Here is a 19,851-nt window from a genome sequence, read left to right on the forward strand (position 1 = left end):
CTTATGTTAACTTTCTTTTTCCTTTTCGAATTCCATTAGTTTTTGAATGAGAATATGTTGAGGCATATGCATAAGCTGTTCTAGTGGAACATTTAATTTTTGTGAAAGTTTAAGGGCAGTTTCTGGTGATAATTGTAAAGGTTTCATTTGAAATTCCTCCATTTTAAAGTTGGGAAGTGAAAAAATGACTCAGATTTTTGCACACCGCGGCTATTCCGCCTCTTTTGCCGAAAATACGATGGGATCCTTTGTTGGAGCTGGAAAGGCTGGAGCAGACGGATTAGAACTCGATGTTCAATTAACAAAAGACGGTGAATTAGTTGTTATCCACGATGAAAAAGTCGATCGAACTACGAGTGGAACCGGGTTTGTCAAAGATTTTTTATATAAAGAGCTTAGAAAACTGAACGCCAACAAAAAGGGCCTCAAAAAGGAGCCGATTCCGGCTTTAGCAGAGGTATTTGAATGGCTTAAAACAAATAAGTTAATGTGTAATATTGAACTGAAGAATGGATTAATTCCTTATGAAGGAATGGAAGATAAGGTCATTCAACTAGTACAAAAACATGGTTTGATGGATAGAATTATTATTTCTTCTTTTAATCACTATAGTATTGTTTATTGCTACCGGATCGCACCAGAAATTGAAACGGCGCCTCTTTTTATTGAAGGAATTTATATGCCATGGATTTATTCACAATCGATTAAAGCAAAAGGGATCCACCCCAAACATTCCGCCGTATCTGATAAAATTATCAAAAATACAATGGAAAATGGGATTGCTGTTCGACCGTATACTGTAAACAAGGATGAAGACATGCTGCGGTTATTTAACATAAATTGCACAGCATTAATCACAGATGATCCTGTTAAGGCCTTGAGACTAAGAAAGCAATTTGAAAAGAGACCATAGCGGCCTCTTTTTTCTTATCTTTTAAACCTATTTTGAACTTTACTTCTTTTTCGATCCCGGTGAAGGATAAAACCAGCAACAAATCCAAGTCCACCAACAAACAGGAGCAATCCTACAAGAAATTGAAGCCATAAATAAGGGAATGGCGATTGATAAATCCCGAAGGTCATATCACGCATTAACTTAATTCCGAAAGCAGCCAAGGCGCCTGGAATCACTACTATGATGAGGGCAATAATCCGCTTCATAAATAAATCCTTCCAATTTCTAAATTTTAATCTAATGGCAATTATATCTCAATTATATCTCATGAAAATAGTAGTACATAGAATAAATTTGTCAAGAACGATGTTTGGTTATAAAATAGGTATTGAAAAATATTGCATATTATCCCTGGTTTAGAATGAAAAAAATTTCTTTAAAGGGGCGGAAAAAGTGCAAAACGTTATGATTGTAGGTGCCGGTAAAGGCGGAACAGCGATTTTGAAAATATTAACAGAATCTGAAGTGTTAAAAGTTCATGCTGTTATTGATCGAAACTTAGATGCCCCAGGTATTTTAATAGCTCAGGAAGAAGGGATTAAAACAGGAACTAGCTGGCTGCCTTTTCTAAAGGAAAACATCGATATTATTATCGAAGTAACAGGGAATGAAAATGTTTTTCAAGAATTACGAAATAGCAAAAAGAAAAAAACCGTGTTGATTCCTGGAAGTGTCGCCTTTCTGGTTTCTAAGTTAATGGAAGAAAAAGAAGAACTAATCGTTAAACATCAAAATGAATCCTATCAGCAGGAACTTATCTTTGACGCAGCAAATGACGGAATGGTTGTGATTGATAATCAGGGCAAAGTCATTTTGTTCAATAAACGGGCGCAGGATATAATGGGTGTCAGGAAAGAACAAGCAATTGGAAAATTTGTCATGGAGGTTATTCCAACCACTAGACTTCCACACATTCTGAAGTCAAGGAGAATTGAAGCAAATCAAGAAATGGTTTTAAGTAATGATAGAAAAATCATAACGACCCGTATTCCGATTATTGAAGAGAATGGGACCATAATTGGTGCGTTTGCTGTTTTTAAAGATATTACTGAAGTAGTTAACCTTGCTGAGGAGCTTACAGATTTAAGGGAAATTCAAACGATGCTGCAAGCGATTATCCATTCCAGTGATGATGCAATTTCTGTTGTCGATGAGAATGGCCGGGGAATTCTTATTAATCCCGCATATTCCCGTATTACCGGTCTTACACAAGAACAGGTTATTGGCCAGCCCGCAACAGCAGATATTTCTGAAGGTGAAAGTATGCACATGAAAGTGCTGCAAACTAGAAGAGCCGTTCGCGGAGTACCGATGCGGGTGGGACCGAATAAACGGGAAGTCATTGTCAATGTGGCGCCGATTATCGTGAAAGGGAAATTAAAGGGTAGTGTTGGGGTTGTTCATGATGTGTCAGAAATTAAATCATTAAATCGGGAATTGAACCGTGCTAGGCAACTCATTCGAAAGCTTGAAGCAAAATACACGTTTGAGGACATCATCGGTCAATCTGATGAAATGATGCTTGCGATTGATCAGGCAAAGCTGGGTGCAAAAACACCTGCAACCGTCCTCCTTCGTGGTGAATCAGGGACAGGGAAGGAATTATTTGCCCATGCGATACATAATGCAAGCGACCGGAAATATAACAAATTTATCCGTGTCAATTGTGCAGCAATTTCCGAAACATTGTTAGAAAGCGAATTATTTGGCTACGAAGAAGGTGCTTTTTCTGGTGCAATAAGAGGCGGAAAAATTGGTCTTTTCGAGGAAGCAAATAACGGGAGCATTTTCCTTGATGAAATTGGTGAACTTTCAGTGAACACCCAGGCCAAGTTGCTGAGGGTACTGCAGGAGAAGGAGATCATGCGTGTAGGCGGGACAAAGCCAGTTATTATTAATGTTAGAATCATTGCTGCAACCAATGTCAATTTAGAAAAGGGTATTGCTAAGAACTCCTTTAGGGAAGACTTATATTATCGTTTAAATCGTATGCCAATCCAAATCCCGCCACTCCGAAATCGGAAAGAAGAAATTCCTCCGTTATGTGAGCGGATCATACAAAAAATAAGCCGTGATTATGGACGAAATGTAGAAGGTATCACAAAAGCTGCCTTACTGCAGTTAATGGGATATGACTGGCCGGGGAACGTGCGTGAATTAGAAAATATTCTAGGCAGGGCTATCATTTTCATGAATTATTATGAGACCTTCATTGATGTTCATCATTTACCTGAATTGAAAAATAAAAAAATAGGAACGGAACCCGCTTTATATAGCAACGATTCATTTGGGTTAGACCGCACTTTATCAGAGATGATGGATGAATATGAGGGGAAGATTATTCAACAGACGCTATTTCGCTTAAATGGTAACAAGACAATGACGGCTAAAGCACTAGGTTTGTCAGTTAGGAATTTATATTACAAGCTTGAAAAATATAATCTTGAAAAAAATAGCATGCAATAAATTTCACAGTATGAAGAAAATTGCATTTAAAAAAGAGTGTTATAAAGCGTTTTCATGGGTAGAGATTTGGCACAATACTTGCATATTACTTTAGTGATGTTGTAGTAATAGGAGGAAGGGTTGATGACAACTTGTTGCTTGAATCACTGATTGAAAAAGCAACCCAAGTAACCACAAATACCGTAGCAGTTGCTGCGGCGGAGGATTTTGAGGTTATTGAAGCGGTATTGGACGCTTCGGACCGGAATCTTGCTGATTTTATCCTGTTTGGTGATAAAGAAAAGATTAATACTATGATTGGAATGAAAAACCGCCCAACGTCGGGCAATAGGCAGCTGAGAATTGTTCATGCCAATTCTAACGAAAATGCCGCTGAATTAGCTGTAAAGGCTGTTTTTAACAAACAAGCAAATGTTTTGATGAAAGGTAATATTCCAACAAATATTATTCTAAAAGCTGTCTTGAATAAGGAATATGGACTTAGAACAGGAAATGTTTTATCACATATTGCTGTGTTTGAAGTTCCAGGTTTTAACCGTTTTACGATTGTAACGGATGCAGCTATGAATATTGCTCCTGATTTGGAACATAAAGCACAAATCATTAAAAATGCAGCTTCCATTGCAAGGTCGATTGGGATTGACATGCCTAAAGTGGCCCCGATTGCTGCCGTCGAAGTAGTGAATCCTGTTATGCAGGCTACCATGGATGCAGCTGCTTTAACCGTGATGAATAAGCGAGGACAAATATCCGGTTGTATCGTTGATGGCCCGCTTGGCTTAGATAATGCCGTTTCGGTGCTTGCTGCAGAACACAAAGGAATTACCAGCGATGTGGCCGGAAAAGCCGATATTTTATTGGTTCCGACAATTGAGGTTGGAAATGTATTATATAAATCATTAATTTACTTTGCGAAAGCCAAGGTTGGTGCAGTGATTGCCGGAGCTAAAGTTCCGATTGTACTAACTTCAAGGGCAGATTCCGCAGAAAGTAAACTTTATTCTCTCGCACTGGCGTTATGCTGTGCTGCTAAATAGATTTTTATAACTCGAGGAGGAATAGAAACATGGAAATTTTCAAGTATTTAGAGAAGTATGATTATGAGCAAGTGGTATTCTGCCAGGATAAACAATCAGGTTTAAAAGCAATTATTGCTATTCATGATACGACACTTGGACCTGCTTTAGGTGGTACCCGGATGTGGACATATGCTTCAGAGGAAGCAGCAATTGAAGATGCCCTTCGTTTGGCTAAAGGAATGACATATAAGAATGCAGCAGCTGGTTTAAATCTAGGCGGCGGGAAAACAGTTATCATTGGTGATCCGCGAAAAGATAAGAATGAGGCAATGTTCCGTGCTTTTGGCCGTTACATCCAAGGGCTAAATGGCAGATATATAACAGCAGAAGATGTGGGTACAACAGTTGCTGACATGGATTTAATTCACGAAGAGACAGATTACGTGACTGGAATTTCTCCTGCATTTGGATCATCAGGGAATCCTTCTCCAGTAACAGCTTACGGTGTGTACAGGGGCATGAAGGCTGCAGCGAAAGAGGCCTTTGGATCCGATTCACTTGAAGGAAGGGTAGTCGCTATTCAGGGCGTTGGAAATGTTGCCTATACTCTTTGTGAATATTTGCATAAGGAAGGCGCGCAGCTGATTGTAACTGATATTAATAAAGAGGCTGTTAATCGTGCGGTAGAAGCATTTGGCGCTCGTGCTGTAGACCCTGATGAAATCTATGGTGTGGAATGTGACATCTATGCTCCATGTGCTCTTGGAGCAACCATCAATGACGATACCATTCCACAGCTTAAAGCTAGAGTTATTGCAGGTTCTGCGAACAATCAATTAAAAGATACGCGTCATGGGGATACCATCCATGAAATGGGTATTGTCTATGCTCCGGATTATGTGATTAATGCTGGCGGCGTAATCAATGTTGCCGATGAACTTTATGGATACAACCAAGAACGGGCAATGAAAAAGGTTGAACAACTTTATGCAACAATTGAAAAAGTAATCGAAATTTCCAAGCGTGATGGCATTCCAACATACGTAGCAGCAGATCGTATGGCAGAGGAGAGAATTGATAGAATTCGTAATTCAAGAAGCCAATTCTTACAAAATGGCCACCATATTCTTAGTCACCGGATTTCAAGATAGGGAAGATTTTTAAATCACGGCAGGGCGCTGAATGAAGATTCAGCGTGTTTGCCTTTAATTAGATGTTTTTGTTTATTGGAGGTCAAATACGTTGCAAGATAAAGAATATCGGATTCTCATCATCAACCCGGGCTCAACATCCACCAAGATTGGAGTCTTCGATAATGATATTTCCATACTTGAAAAAAACATTCGCCATGATGCAGAGGAAGTAAATGCTTTTCCCAGTATCATTGATCAATATGAATTTAGGAAGAAAACGATTTTGGAAACACTGGATAATGAAGGAATTAATATTTCCAAATTTTCTGCTGTATGCGGCCGTGGAGGACTCCTGCACCCCATTCAGGGTGGAACATATGCGGTTAACGAGCCGATGCTAAAAGATTTACGGTCAAGTAATTTTGGGCAGCACGCATCCAATCTTGGCGGCATCATCGCCTGTGAAATCGCTTCAGGACTTAATATTCCTTCTTTTATTGTTGATCCCGTTGTCGTTGATGAGCTTGAACCAATTGCAAGAATTTCCGGATTTTCCTTAATTGAAAGAAAGAGTATCTTTCATGCGTTAAATCAAAAAGCCGTAGCTAGAAGAGTGGCAAAGGAATTAGGGAAAAAATACAACGACTTAAATCTAATTGTTACTCATATGGGCGGTGGAATTACCGTTGGTGTCCATAAACAAGGGAAGGTCGTCGATGTAAACAATGGTCTCCATGGTGATGGGCCATTCAGCCCGGAACGTGCTGGAACGGTTCCTGCGGGTGATTTAATTTCACTTTGTTATTCAGGTGAATACTTTCGGGAAGAAATCATGAAGAAGCTTGTCGGTCAAGGAGGCCTAGTTGGTTACCTTGGAACCAATGATGCGGTTCAGGTGGAACAAAGAATTGAGGCAGGGGATTCAGAAGCAAAACTTGTTTATGATGCGATGGCCTATCAAGTGGCAAAAGAAATTGGGTCCGCGAGTGCTGTCCTTTCAGGTAAAGTGGATGCCATCATATTGACCGGTGGATTGGCCTATGGTAAAGGCTTTGTGAAATCAATTACTGATAGGGTCAATTGGATAGCCGATGTAATTGTCCAGCCTGGTGAAAACGAACTTCAGGCGCTGGCAGAGGGGGCCCTTCGTGTTTTACGGGGTGATGAGGAAGTAAAGGTGTATCCAGGGAATTTTGAGACGGCAAAAATTTAAGGAACACGGGGAGGAAATTTCAGTGGCACTAGAATATGATTTAGTTATTCTTGGCGGAGGAACCGGCGGCTATGTGGCGGCCATTCGCGCCTCACAGCTTGGCTTAAAAACAGCCATCGTTGAAAAAGGAAAACTTGGTGGAACATGCCTGCATCAGGGCTGTATCCCTAGTAAGGCTCTGCTAAGAAGTGCAGAGGTTTATGCAACAACCAAACACAGTGAAGACTTTGGGATCATCACTAGTGATGTGTCAGTCGATTTTGGTAAGGTTCAGGCAAGAAAAAATAAAATTATTGACCAACTTCATAAAGGCGTCGAGCATTTAATGAAACAAGGTAAAATTGACGTCTATGAGGGGTTAGGCCGAATCTTGGGACCATCCATTTTTTCGCCAATGCCGGGGACGATTTCAGTTGAAATGAACAATGGCTCTGAAAACGAAATGCTTCTTCCAAAAAATGTAATAGTGGCTACGGGCTCAAGACCAAGAACACTTCCTGACCTTGAGATTGACGGGGAATTTGTTATGTCTTCCGATGAAGCCTTACAGCTTGAAACGCTGCCTGGTTCAATTATCATTGTCGGCGGGGGTGTAATTGGAATAGAATGGGCATCGATGCTGTCTGATTTCGGGGTAGAGGTAACGGTGATCGAGTATGCGGACCGTATCATTCCTACAGAGGATAAGGAAATTTCAAAGGAAATGCAGCGCTTAATGAAGAAAAAGGGAATTAAGCTCGTAACAAGTGCAAAAGTGCTTCCGGAAACGCTAGTTAAGGACAATGGGGTTACTATTTCTGCTGAAGTTAAAGGCACACTTAAAGAATTTAAAGCTGAAAAACTTCTTGTTTCGGTTGGACGTCAAGCGAATGTAGAAGGAATTGGGCTTGATAATACCGAAATACAAGTAGAAAAAGGTTTTATTGTAACAAATGAATTTTTCCAAACCAAGGAATCCCATATTTACGCGATTGGCGATGTGATTGGCGGATTACAATTGGCCCATGTTGCCTCGCATGAAGGGATTGTTGCTGTGGAGCATATCGCAGGGAAAGATCCTTCACCATTTGATTACAATCTTGTTTCTAGGTGTATTTATAGTAACCCTGAGGTTTCAAGCGTGGGGATAACAGAAGATCAGGCGAAAGAAAAGGGCCATAAGGTGAAGGTAGGTAAGTTTTCCTTCCGGGCTATTGGGAAGGCACTTGTTTTCGGAGAATCAGATGGATTCGTGAAAATTATTTCTGATGAAGCGACCAATGATATTCTAGGGGTGCATATGATTGGTCCACACGTAACGGATATGATTACAGAGGCCGGGCTTGCGATGGTTTTAGATGCGACAGCATGGGAAATTGCGCATACGATTCATCCCCACCCAACCTTATCAGAGGCAATTGGCGAAGCGGCACTTGCCGTCGATGGGAAAGCGATTCATAATTAAGTAAATATTTTAAGCGAACAAAACGGGAGGTAAGAAATAAATGGCTGAAAATCGTCATCATGCATTAGATTTAAGTGATGAAAAAGTATTGGAAATGTATGAAACTATGCTATTGGCCCGCCGGATTGATGAGCGGATGTGGCTATTGAACCGGGCAGGTAAAATTCCTTTCGTTATTTCCTGTCAAGGTCAGGAAGCAGCCCAGGTAGGAGCAGCTTTTGCACTTGATACGGAAAAGGATTATGTGCTTCCATACTACCGTGACATGGGTGTGGTGTTAACATTTGGAATGACAGCAAAAGAACTAATGCTTTCGGGTTTTGCGAAGGCGGAAGATCCGAATTCGGGCGGGAGGCAAATGCCAGGACACTTTGGGCAAAAGAAAAATCGGATTGTGACTGGATCTTCTCCAGTTACAACTCAAGTACCACATGCAGTAGGCATTGCTCTTGCCGGAAAAATGGAAAGAAAAAACCTTGTTACCTTTGTTACCTTTGGAGAAGGTTCTTCAAACCAAGGTGATTTCCATGAAGGCGCAAACTTTGCCGGTGTACATAAACTTCCTGTGATTTTCATGTGTGAAAATAATAAATACGCGATCTCTGTGCCAATTGAAAAACAACTAGCATGTGAAAAGGTATCTGACCGTGCGATTGGTTATGGTATGCCGGGAGTTACCGTTGATGGAAACGACCCATTGGAAGTATACAAGGCAGTAAAAGAGGCTGCAGCCCGCGGACGCCGCGGCGAAGGTCCTACATTGGTCGAAACAGTCTCCTACCGCCTGACACCGCACTCCTCTGATGATGACGACCGTTCTTATCGTGCACCAGATGAAGTGGCGAAAGCGAAAACGCAAGATCCAATCATTACCTTCGGTGCCTATCTAAAGGAAACGGGCGTCATGAAGGATGAATTGGAAAAGGAAATTAATGACCGTGTGATGAAGCTGGTGAATGAAGCTACCGATTATGCTGAAAATGCTCCGTATGCTGCACCAGAAGAAGCGATGAAATATGTATATGCGGAGTAAGGGGGATGTAACGTGGCAATCATTTCATATATTGATTCGATAACAATGGCGATACGTGAAGAAATGGAAAGAGATCCAAAGGTTTTTGTTCTTGGTGAAGATGTCGGGTTAAAGGGCGGTGTGTTTAAAGCGACACAGGGCTTGTATGAACAATTTGGAGAAGAACGCGTCATAGATACACCACTTGCTGAATCAGCGATAGCTGGGGTTGGAATTGGCGCTGCCATGTACGGGATGCGACCGATTGCTGAAATGCAATTTGCTGATTTCATTATGCCCGCAGTCAATCAAATTATTTCGGAAGCTGCTAAAATTCGATATCGCTCCAATAACGACTGGAGCTGTCCGATGGTTATTCGTGCTCCTTACGGAGGTGGAGTTCACGGTGCACTCTATCATTCCCAATCGGTTGAAGCGATCTTTGCCAATCAGCCTGGATTGAAAATCGTGATGCCATCCACTCCATACGATGCTAAAGGATTATTAAAAGCGGCAATTCGAGATAATGATCCGGTGTTATTTTTCGAACATAAACGGGCCTATCGTTTAATTAAGGGAGAAGTTCCGACGGATGATTACACATTGCCAATTGGAAAAGCAGATGTGAAGCGTAAAGGAGAAGATATTACCGTCATAACATATGGACTTTGTGTTCATTTTGCCCTCCAAGCAGCTGAGAAATTGGCGAAGGATGGAATCTCCGCACATATTCTCGATTTGCGAACCGTCTATCCACTTGATAAAGAAGCCATCATTGAAGCGGCATCAAAAACAGGTAAGGTTTTACTTGTTACCGAGGATACAAAAGAAGGCAGTATAATTGGTGAAGTCGCAGCAATTATTGCTGAAAATTGCTTGTTTGAATTAGATGCACCTATTAAGCGGCTGGCTGGACCGGATGTACCGGCAATGCCGTATGCACCCACGATGGAGAAATTCTTTATGGTAAATCCTGATAAAGTTGAAAAAGCAATGCGCGAGCTAGCTGAGTATTGAAACGAAAAGCAGAGGCGCCTTGGTCAGCCCTGACAGCTGCTTGCGGGCCTGCCATTGAAGTCGTTCTTTGACTTCAATGGCGGGACCGAAGCGACTCGAGGAGCTAGGCGCCGGAGCTGGACAATAGGAGGTTTGGAATAGTGGCAATTGAACAAATAAAAATGCCTCAGTTAGGGGAGAGCGTAACCGAAGGCACGATCAGTAAGTGGTTAGTATCTGTTGGTGATAAAGTAAATAAATACGATCCCCTTACTGAAGTAATGACAGATAAAGTAAATGCAGAAGTTCCTTCTTCCTTTACGGGTGTAATTAAAGAACTGATTGCTGCAGAAGGCGACACTTTAGCCGTCGGGGAAATAATATGTACGATTGAAATAGAGGGCGGCGGGAGTCAAGAAACTGTAAAAGCCGAGAAAACCCCTGCAGTAACAATTGACGCAGAATCAGGAACCCAGGTAGACCAAGGAAACAAAGCCCGTTACTCTCCTGCTGTTTTAAAAATATCCCAAGAAAATGGCATTGATTTAACACAGGTGTCAGGCACCGGAGCGGGTGGACGAATTACGAGAAAAGATTTGCTGAAATTAATTGAGTCGGGAACTATTCCGGTAGCAGGACAAAAAGTAGAAGCACCGACACAGCCAGTGACTGTGCCGGGAGCCAAACAAGAAGCTGCACCGCCAGTTTCTACTCCAGCACCAGCGGCACCAGTTGTAAATATCCCAGTTGATGCTGGCGACATTGAGATTCCGGTTACAGGCATTCGTAAAGCGATTGCCGCCAATATGTTGCGCAGCAAGCACGAGGCACCACACGCATGGACGATGATAGAAGTCGATGCAACGAATTTAGTGGACTATCGTAATGCTCTTAAAGACGAGTTTAAGAAAAAAGAAGGCTTTAATTTAACGTTCTTCGCCTTCTTTGTTAAAGCCGTCGCCCAGGCATTAAAAGAATTCCCGCAAATCAATTCGATGTGGGCCGGTGAGAAAATCATCCAAAAGAAAGACATCAATATTTCGATTGCAGTTGCCACTGACGAGGCTCTATATGTTCCTGTTATTAAACAGGCGGATGAGAAAACAATTAAAGGAATTGCCCGTGAAATTTCCGAGCTTGCCGTAAAGGTGAGAACTGGAAAACTGCGCTCAGAAGATATGCAGGGTGGAACCTTTACCGTGAACAATACGGGTTCTTTCGGTTCTGTTCAATCAATGGGGATCATCAATTACCCACAAGCAGCGATTCTGCAAGTGGAGTCCATTGTCAAACGTCCAGTTGTTATGAATAATGGCATGATTGCTGTTCGTGACATGGTAAACTTGTGTATGTCACTTGATCACAGAGTATTAGACGGACTCGTTTGCGGCCGTTTCTTACAACGTGTGAAAGAAATTCTTGAAAATACATCAAAGTCAACAACTTCAATTTACTAAAAAACAACCGCTGCATCTGATGCAGCGGTTGTTTTTTAGTAAATTGGTAACTGTAATGATGGAATCAAGCCGCTTATCTCTTTAAAAACTTCGATACTCCCCAAACTATAGCTCCTGAAATCACTGAAGCATACCATGTGAAAGGGAACGATGGGCCAAAGTTTGGCATAAGATAACTAAGTCCTATGATGATGCCCGTGCAAACCGCTGCCAAAGTTCCACACAGGAATGTATCCTTCAAATTCCTCTGTTTTTCTTTAAAAACAGAACCTTTAATAATTGTGAATATCCCCCAAACAGCTATAAGACTAAAACAAACAATAACAAAAAACATCACTACGGAGGGAAGCAGGTAAACTAAAGAATCAACTTCTTTAAAGAAAGAAACAATGAAAAATATCATTCCCCGTATTATTAAAAGTAAGCCCAATAAATTAAAAGCAATAGAAGAAATAAAACCAATTATGTTTTTCTTTTGTTCCTTTGGAATTTGTTGAATGATTTCGTCCGCGAATTCTTTCGGATTATCGCCAAAAATAGACGATGCGTTTTTCCCTTCATTTTGTCCCTCAATAAGATGATCTAATATCTCCATCAATATTTCTTCCGATTGCTGTTCGGAAATGTAAAGCTGGAGCCGAATATAAATCAGAAAATCGGAATAATATTTTTCATTTTCAGGCGTTAATTCTGACCTCTTCCGATTATTTATTTCAATCAATTGCTTAGCCTCAATCATTCCTGTTCCCCCTTTTTAATAATACACTTACTGGTAAAACTACTTGTTCCCACTCCTGTGCAATAGCAGCAAGTGCTTCACGCCCTGTCTCGGTTAAAAAATAATACTTTCGATTTGGCCCCGAAACCGAAGGCTGCATTTCACCGCGAATTAGACCATTTTTTTGCAGCCTCAGCAAAACAGGATAAATTGTCCCTTCACTTACATCTTGAAGCCCTGCCTCTTGAAGCTTTTTTGACAGTTCATAGCCGTAAATTGGCTCTTTTTCAATCACGGAAAGTACACAGCCATCTAATATTCCTTTTAACAATTGGCTTCGTAACGACATGAATGCCATCCTTTCATTCGGTATATTGTATAACAAGGTAGGAAGGTAATAAGTAACTACCTTGTTATGCAAAGTAGTTAATTTAAGAATAAATTGGAAATCTACATGTGTCAAGTAGAAATTATGTGATTATTTCTAACGGGCTTCTTCCAATGGTTTTCATTGCTTGAATTGTGTTTGTACCATAAAATAGTACTAAGTAGAATTTATTGAATGTTAATTTAATTTTGGAAAGCAGGAGGGAGATGTAAGTTTTGGAAAAAATAAAGAATCAATCTTTTCCTTCAAAAACATTACCTGAATGGGAAAAGAAAGCTGAGGCAACTCTAAAGGGAAAAACGGTTGAATTATTAGAAACTACTACATATGAAAACATTATTTTGAAACCGCTTTATACCCGGAAAGATCAGCAAAGTGTGCCGGATTATCCAGCAGGTTCAGATTTTAGAAGGGGTAGTTATCCACTAGGATATATTACTAATGATTGGAAGGTAGCACAGAAGCTTACCTATCAATCTCCCAACGATGTAAAAGATAAGTTACTGGAAGCATTTAAAAAAGGGCAATCTTCCATAGCGTTTGAAGTTTGTGAAGGTTTGCTTAATACAAATGGTCTATTAAGCTTTCTAGGGGAGTCATCTAGTCAATTTCCTTTCTCCATTAACGCAAAAGCCTTACAAGCTGATTTTCTTACAAAATTGGCAGAGCAGGAAGGACCTAGTGAAAAAATTAGCGGATATATTGGTTCTGACCCAATAGCTTTATGCGTGGAAGAAGGCTTTTTTTTCGATGAAGGTTTCAATGAATGGGTAAAACAAATTGAACTAGTAAAAGGAAAGCTTCCCAACTTACGCACAGTATTAATAGATACAGTTCCATATCATAATGGCGGGGCAAATGCAGTTCAAGAACTCGGTATCGCAATGGCTGAAGGGGTATTTTATCTTGAAAATCTGCAAGAAAACGGAATGGAACTTGAGGAAATTCTTGCAAAAATGATCTTTCAATTCTCTATCGGAGGCAACTTCTTCATGGAGATTGCGAAACTTCGGGCATCACGAGTTCTGTGGAATCGAATAACCGAACTTTATGGTGCTAATGACCAAGCCCGTAAAATGATTATTGCTGCTGAAACCTCTTCTTTTACAAAAACCGTTCATGACCAACATGTAAATCTTCTTAGGGCTGGAAATGAGGCATTTGCGGCTGTAATTGGGGGCGTTCAATATCTCCACGTCGGAAATTTTGATGTTCTCAAGGGTGCTACTCCTTTTTCAGAAAGAATTGCTAGGAACACACAACTATTATTAAAAGAAGAAGCACATTTGAAAAAGGTTATTGATCCTGCTGGGGGTTCTTGGTATGTAGAAGAATTGACAAACCAACTGGCTGAGAAAGCATGGGGATTCTTTCAACAAATCGAAACCAATGGCGGCATTCTTGAAGTTTTAAAGTCAAATTGGCTGCAGCAGGAAATAACTGCTATTTACGAAAAAAGGAATATGGACATTCAGACAAGAAAGCAAAGTATTGTCGGAACAAATGTCTATGCTAATCTTGAAGAAAATGTTTCTGATAAAAAACATTTGAAGGAAAAACGTCATATTTGTGGAAGGGATCATTCGTTCATTGAAATTGGAACTATCCCTCAAAGGAGATTGGCCGAACCATTTGAAGAATTACGGAGTAAGGCTAAGCAGCTTAAAGAAAAATTCGGTTCGACCCCATCGGTAGGCATGGTTTGTCTTGGAGAATTAAAACAACACAAAGCAAGGCTTGATTTTATGAAGGGGTTTCTTGCCGCGGGTGGAATTAAATCAGTTGAAAGCAAACCAATAGTAAATGTGGAGGATGCAAAACAGTTTGTATTAGACTTAAGAACTAATTTTGTTTGCTTCTGCGGAACAAATGACCAATATGAATTCCAGGGGCATGAAATTCTATCAGCCTTGAAATCAGAATTTCCTGAGCGAATTTTTTACCTTGCAGGACTTCCTATAAAAGAAAAGCAAGCCCAGTGGCAGAGGGAAGGTATTAAGCAGTTTATCCATGTGAAAAGCAATTGCTATGAAACCCTTTCAGCAATTTTATCCGATTTGGAGGTGAGCACCGTTGAAGAAACAAAAGCCTGATTTTCAGAACATATCATTGTTTGATAAGCAAGATTTCATAACAAAAGAAGATTGGCAGGAGTTAGTTAATCAAGAACTTGAAACTTCCATCGATGATTTACTGTTTGAAACAAATGAGCAAATCAACCTAAAACCAATCTATACAAAGGAAGACCGGGAAGGTTTGGAACATCTTGATGATCTTCCGGGACTCCCGCCTTATACGAGAGGACCTTATCCCACGATGTATGTTAATCGTCCGTGGACGGTTAGACAGTATGCAGGGTTTTCAACGGCTGAGGAAAGTAATGCTTTTTACCGCCGTAATCTAGCGATGGGGCAAAAGGGATTATCGGTCGCTTTTGATTTAGCGACCCACCGCGGCTATGATTCCGATCACCCGCGTGTGGTTGGGGATGTCGGTAAAGCAGGTGTTGCGATTGATTCCATTCTTGATATGAAGACGCTATTTGATGGAATACCGTTAGACCAAATGTCCGTTTCGATGACCATGAATGGGGCAGTTCTGCCGATTCTCGCCTTTTTCATCGTGACGGCTGAAGAGCAGGGCGTTAGCCAGGAAAAGCTGTCCGGAACGATCCAAAATGATATATTAAAAGAATATATGGTTCGTAATACCTATATTTATCCACCGGAAATGTCGATGAAGATTATTGCCGACATTTTTGAATATACCTCCAAATACATGCCGAAGTTTAATAGTATCAGTATTTCCGGTTATCATATGCAGGAGGCGGGAGCGCCAGCCGATTTAGAATTAGCCTATACGCTTGCAGATGGCTTGGAATACGTTCGGACGGGTCTGAAGGCAGGAATTGAAATCGATTCCTTTGCACCAAGGCTGTCATTTTTCTGGGCAATCGGTATGAATTATTTCATGGAAGTCGCCAAAATGCGGGCAGCGCGATTGATTTGGGCAAAAATGATGAATTCCTTTGATCCAAAGAACGAAAAATCGTTAGCACTAAGGACCCATTCGCAAACATCTGGCTGGAGCCTGACAGAGCAAGATCCTTTTAACAATGTCACGAGAACGCTAATCGAGGCACACGCGGCAGTCATGGGACATACTCAATCACTTCATACCAATGCCTTAGATGAAGCAATTGCTTTGCCAACGGATTTCTCAGCCCGGATTGCCCGTAATACCCAGTTATTTTTACAAGAAGAAACGGGAATTACGAACGTAATCGATCCTTGGGGAGGTTCCTATTATGTTGAAAAGCTGACAGATGAATTGGTCAAAAGGGCTTGGACACATATTGAAGAAATTGAAGGGCTTGGGGGAATGGCCAAAGCAATTGAAACAGGCCTGCCGAAGATGAGAATCGAAGAAGCAGCAGCCAGGAGACAAGCGCAAATTGATTCTGGCGAGGAAACCATCATTGGTGTCAATCGTTATCGGCTTGAGAAAGAAGAAGCAATTGATATTTTAGATATCGATAATACAACTGTTCGTTTAAAACAACTGGAAAAATTAAATGCATTAAAAGCAAGCCGGGATGATCAAAAAGTCGAAGAAGCGTTAACTGCTTTAACGAAGGCGGCAGAAACAGGAGAACAGAACTTATTGGAATTGGCTGTTCAGGCGGCAAGAGTGAGAGCAACGCTTGGAGAAATTTCGGATGCGATTGAGCGTGTGGCCAACAGACATAAAGCAGTGATTCGTTCGATTAGCGGTGTATATAGTAAGTCATTTAGCAATGAAGAAGAAATTTCAGTAATGAAAAGGATGACTGATGAATTCCTCGAAAATGAAGGGAGAAGGCCAAGAATTCTGATTGCAAAAATGGGTCAGGATGGTCATGATCGCGGAGCAAAAGTGATTGCTACTGCATTCGCTGACCTAGGGTTTGATGTAGATATTGGACCATTATTTCAAACAGCGGAAGAAACGGCCACCCAGGCTGTTGAAAATGATGTTCATGTCATCGGAATGAGTTCATTGGCTGCCGGACATAAGACGTTATTACCACAGCTGGTCGGGGAATTAAGGAAGCTTAACCGGGAAGATATTTTGGTGGTTATTGGCGGAGTGATCCCGGCGCAGGATTATCAATTTCTATACGAGCATGGGGCAGCGGCGATCTTTGGACCAGGCACGATTATCCCCGTGGCGGCTCAAAAGGTAGTAAAGGAGATTTATAAACAACTCGGTTACGAGGAAGTGGCAGAGTAAATGGCTATCGATCAAAAACCGGAATGGAGCGACCCGAATCACCCTGAAAATTGTTCAAGTGTGGTAAGAAAGGGGCAGGAGCAGAAAGGACAACCAGCTTCCATTCAAAAAAATATCCGCTTTCAAAAACGCAGGACCTCAGAACCGTCGGTTGCTGAACTCTATGAAGGGGTGTTAAACGGGGATAGAAGCCTGCTAGCAAGAGCCATTACTTTAGTAGAAAGCAATGCGGAACAGCATTTCCAAAAAGCACAACAGCTTTTGCAAAAGCTCCTCTCCCACAGCAGTAAATCCGTTCGAATTGGAATAACTGGTGTACCGGGGGCAGGGAAAAGTACATTTATTGAGGCGTTTGGCATGTACCTTTGTGACCAAGGCTGTAGTGTGGCAGTCCTTGCAATTGATCCGACCTCTAGCATCAGCGGCGGCAGTATTCTTGGGGATAAAACAAGAATGGAACAATTGTCGAGGAACCCTAGGGCCTTTATTCGTCCTTCACCAACGGCAGGAAAACTTGGCGGGGTCCATCGAAAAACGAGAGAGGCGATGTTGATTTGCGAGGCTGCCGGCTTCGATGTCATCTTAATAGAAACTGTTGGCGTGGGTCAAAGTGAAGTTATTATTAGAGATATGGTGGACTTTTTCATGCTGCTCGTTCTGACTGGAGCAGGTGATGAGCTGCAGGGGATGAAAAAAGGAATTATCGAGCTTGCCGATGCCATACTTGTTCATAAGGCAGATGGAGCGAATAAACAGAAAGCAGAGCAGACAAGAAAAGAGTATAGCCGCATCCTCCACTTTCTCCAGCCGGCAACAAAGGGCTGGAGTACAAAAGCATATACCTGCTCGTCAATAACTAACGAAGGTATTAATGAAATTTGGGAAGTTATTGATTCTTTTAAAAAGGCAGGAGAAAAGACCGGAGTTATTGAAGAAAGAAGAAAAGTGCAATCAAGAGAATGGCTTTATTCCATGATTACCGACCAGCTGCACTATCATTTTTTTCATCATCCTGCAATTATGAACCTTCTTCCCAAGCTGGAAAATGAAGTAATCGCTGGTGAGAAAACAGTGGCTTCTGCCGTTGAGATGCTGTTTAGTTTAATTAATCTAGAAGGGTGAAGGTTAGGTAAAATATTTTTTTAAAATAAATAAATTTTCCCCCAAAATTTAACTAAAAGATGGTAATATCATTTTAGCAAGATGTTAGTTTACTAGAATAAATAATAGAAAGGTGGATTTACAAGGAACAGAATAAGATTCAGAGGAAATAAATGCACACCGAATGGAAGCAATTAAAGAGGAAATTATTAATGTTTTTGGGGGATTTATATGATAAAAAAACTTATGCTTGTTTTGCTGGCTTCTGTATTATTCATTACCGGATGTCAGTCTATTAAAGGTGTTAACCTTAATCAAATGGTTATTAATAACTCTAAGATTAAGTCTTCAGAGAGTAAAACTACCGCTTCGTTAGAATTATCTTACAGTAAATCGCAAGTAAAAGATAAAGATCTTCTAAAGGTCCTAAGCCTGCTGAATCATATGAAAGTAGAAATTCAGACAAAAATGCAAAATAGTAATACGGTATCACTAAACGGTAATGTTATTCTTCAACAAGGAAAGATTCCTTTTCGAGTTTATGTAGATAAAAAACAAATGGTTCTGCAATTAGATAATGCATCAAAACCGATCCGTATTCCTATGGATAATGGGACACCACCAAATGATAAAATGATTCAAGATCTGCAAACGAAATTAATCGGACCTATCGTAAGGAATATACCAAACCCTAAACATATCAGTGTAAAGTCTGCAACAGAAAAGGTAAATGGTGTTAAGGTAAAGGGGCATAAGATCCATGCTGAGGTTTATGCGGATGAAGTAGAGAAACTTCTCTTGACTTTCCTTACTAATCTATCAAAAGATAATAATGCATTAGACCAAATTGTTACCGCTGTGAATGAAATCAGCAAGGTTGCTGGTGATAATTCTAAGATGACGGCTGCTGAACTCAAAGAAGGTTTGGTGGGGATCCAAGAAATGGTTAAACAATCTGTTCCTGAGTTGAAAAAGTCAAAAGTATTAACTCATAAAAACTATTTAAAAACGGATATTTTTGTCGATAGTAAATTTTTCGAAAGAAAGTCATCATCGGTTTTAAATATCGCTGGGATCCAGGATGACAGTGGGGTGAAAGGAATCCGCCTTAAGCTCACTAATGAAACTTGGAATATTAACAAGTCTGTAAAGGCTAAAAAAATTAGTGCTTCAAAATATTTAAAGGAAGACGCAACGGAAGAGCAATTTTTGGCAACATTAGATAAAAAACACAGTGTTCTTTATTCGGTTATGACATCGCTCATGTATAAACCGTCGGCACCTTTAAAAGTTTCGCAAGTAAAAGTAAGCAATAATAAAAGAAAAGCTGATAAGGTTAGTGTAAAGACTCTTAAAAAGGGCGATGTAATAAAAGTTTATAATGCCAGCAAAGGTGGAAAACTGTTAGCAGCAAAGCAGTCATCGGGTGCTGCAACGACTATTTCTATTTCTCAACTTGGGAAAAAGTCAGGTAAAGTATATGTAAGTATTATCCGCTCCGGAAAAAAAGCGGAAAGTACCCGCGTAGCAATCAAATTCAAGGGCGAGTAATAGTAATTGTAATGCGTTCAGATGAAAAGACAGAGAGCAGAAATTGCTCTCTGTTTTTTCAATTAACCATGAAATGCGGAAATTAACAGTAATATTCCTTCATATTTGAAAAAAATGCATTTTTAC

At 40.6% G+C, this 19,851-nt stretch carries 17 protein-coding genes; 13 read left to right on the top strand and 4 right to left on the bottom strand.

Annotated elements, in window-relative coordinates:
- Positions 1-6 precede the first annotated feature (6 nt).
- The gene (locus BSO02S_RS25995) at positions 7-147 is read right to left on the bottom strand and encodes a YycC family protein (protein WP_084374836.1); all 141 of its coding nucleotides are present in this window, start codon (positions 145-147) and stop codon (positions 7-9) included.
- 37 nt (positions 148-184) lie between these two features.
- On the opposite strand from BSO02S_RS25995, the gene BSO02S_RS00295 reads away from it, so the two are divergent.
- A complete protein-coding gene (locus BSO02S_RS00295; protein WP_066060695.1) occupies positions 185-913 on the top strand; it encodes a glycerophosphodiester phosphodiesterase in 729 nt (242 codons plus the stop codon).
- Positions 914-927: 14 nt separating this feature from the next.
- On the opposite strand, the gene BSO02S_RS00300 is transcribed toward BSO02S_RS00295, so the two are convergent.
- Positions 928-1,161 (bottom strand): DUF2627 domain-containing protein, encoded by a 234-nt coding sequence (locus BSO02S_RS00300; protein WP_066060697.1) that lies wholly within the window; start codon positions 1,159-1,161, stop codon positions 928-930.
- Between the two features lie 187 nt (positions 1,162-1,348).
- On the opposite strand from BSO02S_RS00300, the gene BSO02S_RS00305 reads away from it, so the two are divergent.
- The 8 genes from BSO02S_RS00305 to BSO02S_RS00340 all read left to right on the top strand — a co-directional run bounded on the left by BSO02S_RS00305 (position 1,349) and on the right by BSO02S_RS00340 (position 11,695).
- On the top strand, positions 1,349-3,421 hold the full coding sequence (locus BSO02S_RS00305; protein WP_066060699.1) for a sigma-54 interaction domain-containing protein: 2,073 nt from the start codon (positions 1,349-1,351) through the stop codon (positions 3,419-3,421).
- 131 nt (positions 3,422-3,552) lie between these two features.
- Positions 3,553-4,458 (top strand): phosphate butyryltransferase, encoded by a 906-nt coding sequence (gene yqiS, locus BSO02S_RS00310; RefSeq protein ID WP_066060702.1) that lies wholly within the window; start codon positions 3,553-3,555, stop codon positions 4,456-4,458.
- Positions 4,459-4,487: 29 nt separating this feature from the next.
- A complete protein-coding gene (bcd, locus tag BSO02S_RS00315) occupies positions 4,488-5,591 on the top strand; it encodes a branched-chain amino acid dehydrogenase (protein WP_066060705.1) in 1,104 nt (367 codons plus the stop codon).
- Positions 5,592-5,682: 91 nt separating this feature from the next.
- Positions 5,683-6,786 carry a butyrate kinase gene (buk, locus tag BSO02S_RS00320; RefSeq protein ID WP_066060707.1) on the top strand — a complete coding sequence of 368 codons (1,104 nt, stop codon included), beginning with the start codon at positions 5,683-5,685 and terminating at the stop codon, positions 6,784-6,786.
- A 22-nt stretch (positions 6,787-6,808) separates the two neighbouring features.
- Positions 6,809-8,230: a dihydrolipoyl dehydrogenase gene (gene lpdA, locus BSO02S_RS00325; RefSeq protein WP_066060770.1), complete on the top strand. Its 1,422-nt coding sequence runs from the start codon at positions 6,809-6,811 to the stop codon at positions 8,228-8,230.
- A 40-nt stretch (positions 8,231-8,270) separates the two neighbouring features.
- Positions 8,271-9,263 carry a thiamine pyrophosphate-dependent dehydrogenase E1 component subunit alpha gene (locus BSO02S_RS00330; RefSeq protein WP_066060709.1) on the top strand — a complete coding sequence of 331 codons (993 nt, stop codon included), beginning with the start codon at positions 8,271-8,273 and terminating at the stop codon, positions 9,261-9,263.
- A gap of 12 nt (positions 9,264-9,275) precedes the next feature.
- Positions 9,276-10,259 (top strand): alpha-ketoacid dehydrogenase subunit beta, encoded by a 984-nt coding sequence (locus tag BSO02S_RS00335; protein WP_066060711.1) that lies wholly within the window; start codon positions 9,276-9,278, stop codon positions 10,257-10,259.
- Positions 10,260-10,399: 140 nt separating this feature from the next.
- Positions 10,400-11,695, top strand: coding sequence for a dihydrolipoamide acetyltransferase family protein (locus BSO02S_RS00340; protein ID WP_066060713.1), 1,296 nt, complete (start codon positions 10,400-10,402; stop codon positions 11,693-11,695).
- A gap of 73 nt (positions 11,696-11,768) precedes the next feature.
- On the opposite strand, the gene BSO02S_RS00345 is transcribed toward BSO02S_RS00340, so the two are convergent.
- Positions 11,769-12,434, bottom strand: a complete 666-nt coding sequence (locus BSO02S_RS00345) for a DUF1129 family protein (protein ID WP_066060715.1) — start codon at positions 12,432-12,434, stop codon at positions 11,769-11,771.
- Positions 12,427-12,762, bottom strand: coding sequence for a PadR family transcriptional regulator (locus BSO02S_RS00350; protein ID WP_066060717.1), 336 nt, complete (start codon positions 12,760-12,762; stop codon positions 12,427-12,429). The genes BSO02S_RS00345 and BSO02S_RS00350 overlap by 8 nt, the downstream gene beginning before the upstream one ends.
- 254 nt (positions 12,763-13,016) lie before the next feature.
- Between BSO02S_RS00350 and BSO02S_RS00355 the strand changes: the two genes are divergently transcribed.
- The 4 genes from BSO02S_RS00355 to BSO02S_RS00370 all read left to right on the top strand — a co-directional run bounded on the left by BSO02S_RS00355 (position 13,017) and on the right by BSO02S_RS00370 (position 19,725).
- Positions 13,017-14,894 carry a methylmalonyl-CoA mutase subunit beta gene (locus BSO02S_RS00355; RefSeq protein WP_066060718.1) on the top strand — a complete coding sequence of 626 codons (1,878 nt, stop codon included), beginning with the start codon at positions 13,017-13,019 and terminating at the stop codon, positions 14,892-14,894.
- Positions 14,875-17,073, top strand: coding sequence for a methylmalonyl-CoA mutase (scpA, locus tag BSO02S_RS00360; protein ID WP_066060721.1), 2,199 nt, complete (start codon positions 14,875-14,877; stop codon positions 17,071-17,073). The genes BSO02S_RS00355 and scpA overlap by 20 nt, the downstream gene beginning before the upstream one ends.
- Entirely contained in the window at positions 17,074-18,195 is a 1,122-nt protein-coding gene (gene meaB / locus BSO02S_RS00365) for a methylmalonyl Co-A mutase-associated GTPase MeaB (RefSeq protein ID WP_066060723.1), read from the top strand.
- Positions 18,196-18,405: 210 nt separating this feature from the next.
- The gene (locus tag BSO02S_RS00370) at positions 18,406-19,725 is read left to right on the top strand and encodes a hypothetical protein (protein ID WP_066060725.1); all 1,320 of its coding nucleotides are present in this window, start codon (positions 18,406-18,408) and stop codon (positions 19,723-19,725) included.
- The last annotated feature ends 126 nt before the right edge of the window (positions 19,726-19,851 follow it).

Source organism: Neobacillus soli NBRC 102451, from assembly GCF_001591665.1.
Lineage (GTDB): Bacteria > Bacillota > Bacilli > Bacillales > Cytobacillaceae > Neobacillus > Neobacillus soli.

Coding starts and splice junctions, on each gene's coding strand:
- BSO02S_RS25995 (WP_084374836.1), bottom strand. CDS start 147: ATGAAACCTTTACAATTATCACCAGAAACTGCCCTTAAACTTTCACAA.
- BSO02S_RS00295 (WP_066060695.1), top strand. CDS start 185: ATGACTCAGATTTTTGCACACCGCGGCTATTCCGCCTCTTTTGCCGAA.
- BSO02S_RS00300 (WP_066060697.1), bottom strand. CDS start 1,161: ATGAAGCGGATTATTGCCCTCATCATAGTAGTGATTCCAGGCGCCTTG.
- bcd (WP_066060705.1), top strand. CDS start 4,488: ATGGAAATTTTCAAGTATTTAGAGAAGTATGATTATGAGCAAGTGGTA.
- BSO02S_RS00330 (WP_066060709.1), top strand. CDS start 8,271: ATGGCTGAAAATCGTCATCATGCATTAGATTTAAGTGATGAAAAAGTA.
- BSO02S_RS00345 (WP_066060715.1), bottom strand. CDS start 12,434: ATGATTGAGGCTAAGCAATTGATTGAAATAAATAATCGGAAGAGGTCA.
- BSO02S_RS00350 (WP_066060717.1), bottom strand. CDS start 12,762: ATGTCGTTACGAAGCCAATTGTTAAAAGGAATATTAGATGGCTGTGTA.
- meaB (WP_066060723.1), top strand. CDS start 17,074: ATGGCTATCGATCAAAAACCGGAATGGAGCGACCCGAATCACCCTGAA.
- BSO02S_RS00370 (WP_066060725.1), top strand. CDS start 18,406: ATGATAAAAAAACTTATGCTTGTTTTGCTGGCTTCTGTATTATTCATT.